Origin of the sequence: Pseudoalteromonas sp. MTN2-4, from assembly GCF_042848605.1 — a bacterium.
In the GTDB taxonomy this organism is placed as follows: Bacteria; Pseudomonadota; Gammaproteobacteria; order Enterobacterales; family Alteromonadaceae; genus Pseudoalteromonas.
The window spans coordinates 1-3566 of record NZ_BTGK01000023.1 but is presented as its reverse complement, the minus strand read 5'-3'; the positions used below and the strand labels follow the sequence as shown (position 1 = coordinate 3566).

Sequence of the window (3566 nt, the reverse complement as noted above, 5' to 3'; positions counted from 1 at the left end):
AGTTAGATTTACTCTTCTTGTGCCATCAATATTTGCCGCCATAATTTGCGGTGGATAACCTTTTGTATCCCACAGACCAACAAACTTAACAACATTAAAAAGTATTCTTTCGTTCGATAACCATTGCGGACGAACTATACGTCGGTATTCTCCGTAATCAAAACCTGAAATAACCTTGTTTGATTTTCGGTTTATAATAGCCAATTTTATTTCTGTATCTTCTCGATAAGTAACGGCTAAATGTTTTCCATCTGGAGAAATGACTATTTCATTAAACTTATCGTGTTTAATAAGCTCCAATGAGTTTACTTTTGCCAAAGCCCCTGACGAAAGTATAAAAAAAGCAATATAGATTAATTGAAGTAAACCTTTCATTTATATTTCCTTAAAAAAAAAGCCAGCAAATCTGCTAGCTTTTTAAATGACTACAAATAAATATTAGAAGCTATATTTGAAGCTTGCATAATAAGTACGACCTTGCATGCTATATAAGCTACTATTATATTCAGTATCAGCTAAATTAGCAAAGCTCGGATCTTCGTTAGTTAAGTTACGTGCACCCACTGCTAATGTAAGTGCATCGGTAACATTATAACGGTAATTCACATCAATATCTGCGTAAGAACCGATGTTATAACGCTTACCTGCACGTGCTTCATCACGACCTACATATCTACGCGCTTCTGTGTCATATCTATACTCTTCAAGCTGACTTGGGATGTACTTTACTGTAACGTTTACACTATGGTCTTCATAGTCCCAACCAAGGTTAAGGGTAGCACGATAATCTGGTAATCCGTCTAGACCAATCGCATCTAGTAAGAACTCATCACCTGTAGCTGCATCAGTCTCAAGCGTTTCATAAGAAACCGTGTAAGACACCTGTAGGTTTTGACGGAAAGTACCGAATGCAGTTTCTTGGTTTGCCTTTAGATTTAAGTCAATGTACTGTGCACGCATCTCACCTTCGTTAATGTAAGAAGCTGTGAAGCGCTCTGGAATACCACCAACTACTTCCACACCCGTACCAGGCTTGAATGCAATTCCATCCTCGTACTTATCCCAGATATTTGCAGCACTTTCGTATGCAATCATATCTTCAAGTTCGATCAAGTTATAGTCAAGCGTGAAGTTAATGCTATCTGTTAAGTTACCGACGATACCAATGTTGAATTGGTTAGTTTTCTCTGGATCAAGGTTCTCATTACCAACGGTATTAGTTTCGAACTGACCCCAACCAAGATCTGTCACATATACCCAAGGGAAGCCTTGTGAACGATTGTATAAGTTAGCGAATGTCGGTGCACGGAAACCCTGCCCCCATGAACCGCGTAAAAGGTAGTCATCATTCAGTGAATATGTCACACCAATTTGTGGTGATAAGTTATCACCAAAATCACTGTAATCATCGTAACGAGCAGCTAATGTAAGGTCTAAACCATCAATTACAGGGAATAAAAACTCTGTTGCAACACTTGTTACTTGACGGTCACCATTCGCTTCACCACCAGAACTACCAATTACTGCTGAAGCATTACTTAGTGAATCAGCTTGTTTTCTATAAGATGATTCAACACGTTCGAAGTAGAAGTAAGCACCGATATCACCGCCTTCTAATGAGCCTAAAGAATCAATAGAGAAACCAGCATTGTAAGCTGTATAATCTGTCTTGTTCCAGGTTGTGATTGTGTGAGCCATTAGCGCGATTGAACGCTCATCTGTTAGCGTACCTTCCGCAGCAAACTGCTCAGCAAATTGCTGGTTAATGTAACCTGTACCAATTTCGTTGATACTAGAAACGTTTCTGTGAACGCCTACATCCCACTGACCCCAATCTTCGTAGCCAGTTAAGTAAGCATTAACGTCAAAATTATTACCTAACGTTCTTGAGTCACGTGGACCGTTATCTGTGAAACGCCACGAAGCACGAGAAGCTAAAATGGTTGAACCTTCTGGTAAATCAATGTTATCAGCCGCTAGATCTGTACCTGTGATATTGAAATTACCCGCAGCTGGCGCAAAACGACCTGCAGATGTGAAGCGAGTTGCTAAAATATTTAGGTTGAAGCTTAAATCATCAGTAATGTTGTAAACACCACGAGCATAGATTGATGAATTTGTTAAATCAGTCGTTTCAGCAGCGATGTTGCTGTAGTTATAACCACACATAGTGCCAGGTTGCGTACCACCACGTGTCTGCATACCCGCGAAGTTATTGCTTGTATCACATTGGCTTTCAATACCACGCCATTCGATTCTGTCTCTAACACCGTCGCCATCATCATCGATGAAATAACGAATATTACGACCTGCAGGGCTGATACCTGTGTTATCTTCCCACGTTTCACCAATGATCGATTTAGTGTATTCACGGTCACGGCTGTAAATAACTTCACGGTCTGAGTGCTCAGCACTCATTACAAAGTTACCTTTATCAAAAGCTAGACCGAAAACAATTTGTGCCGAATTTTCATCTGCACCAGGTGCAGACGGACGGCCTGCAGAGCCTGAGATTTCAACGCCTTCAAAGTCTTTCTTAAGAACAACATTGATTACACCACCGATTGCATCTGAACCATAAATCGCTGATGCACCGCTTGACACGATATCAATACGTTCTACAGCCGCCATTGGGATTGCATTAAGGTTTGCAGAGCCACCACCAGCAGCTGGTGACGGTGCAACACGCTTACCATTGATAAGTAGTAAAGTACGATCAGCACCTAGACCACGTAATGAAGCAGAAGCGATGCCTTGTGTACCGCCACCTTGGCCAGATGACTCAGCACCTGAACCAAAAGAGTTAAACGTTGAATCTCTTAATACGTCAGCAACTGATACTTCACCAGTAATTTCTAGATCTTCTGCAGTTATAACTGTGATTGGAGCAACACCTTCCATATCAACGCGCTTAATACGAGAACCAGTTACTTCGATACGCTCAACTTTTTCCGCACCTTCTTCATCTGCCGCAAAAGTATTCGCTGAAAATGCAGCTGTAGATGCTGCACCAAAAGCAATCGCTAAGCGAACTGCTTTTGAAACTTTATTATTTAACATTTTTTTCTCCCTGATCTCACTTCGTAAGACTTTGTTTTATAATGTTTTTATTTTGTCACATTGCAAAATTAACATATGTACCTAATGCAATACAACGGCAACATACTAATACTAGGTACAACAAAAGGTCAACTGGTTAAAGTTAAAAAATTTACAGAATATTTAAGAGTGATGGATTTTGAGATGCTAATTTAACGAATTTTCAGTAATTGCTACATTCATGAAATATTGAGCATTTTTGTATGACATAACAGCTCAACCCCTGAAGAAATAGATTATAATTTCTTTAATTTAAAATTAGTTTTTTTGATTTTATAAAGAATATTTTGGTTGTTGCTTTTGAAGAATTTCTTGGCTTTGTGAAAGGGTCAAAAGAGCACCACATCTAATGTGGTGCTGCAAAACTTTACTTTAAGTTTTTATCTAAGAACTTTACTAACTCTGAGTAAAAGTCATCCATGTTCTCTTGGATTTGGTAACCATGACCTTCGTCTCTTACCATACTT

General features: G+C 39.3%; 1 protein-coding gene and 1 pseudogene. Both read right to left on the bottom strand.

Translation table 11 applies throughout. The features are described 5' to 3' along the window. Positions 1 to 375, bottom strand: a pseudogene (locus tag ACGHEH_RS21395) (hypothetical protein); the annotation flags it as partial. Positions 376 to 438: 63 nt separating this feature from the next. After that, positions 439 to 3060, bottom strand: a complete 2622-nt coding sequence (locus ACGHEH_RS21390) for a TonB-dependent receptor (protein ID WP_390449716.1) — start codon at positions 3058 to 3060, stop codon at positions 439 to 441. Positions 3061 to 3566 lie beyond the last annotated feature (506 nt).

What these genes read in the sequence shown, in the direction of transcription:
- ACGHEH_RS21390 (WP_390449716.1), bottom strand. Translation starts at nt 3,060, where the DNA reads ATGTTAAATAATAAAGTTTCAAAAGCAGTTCGCTTAGCGATTGCTTTT.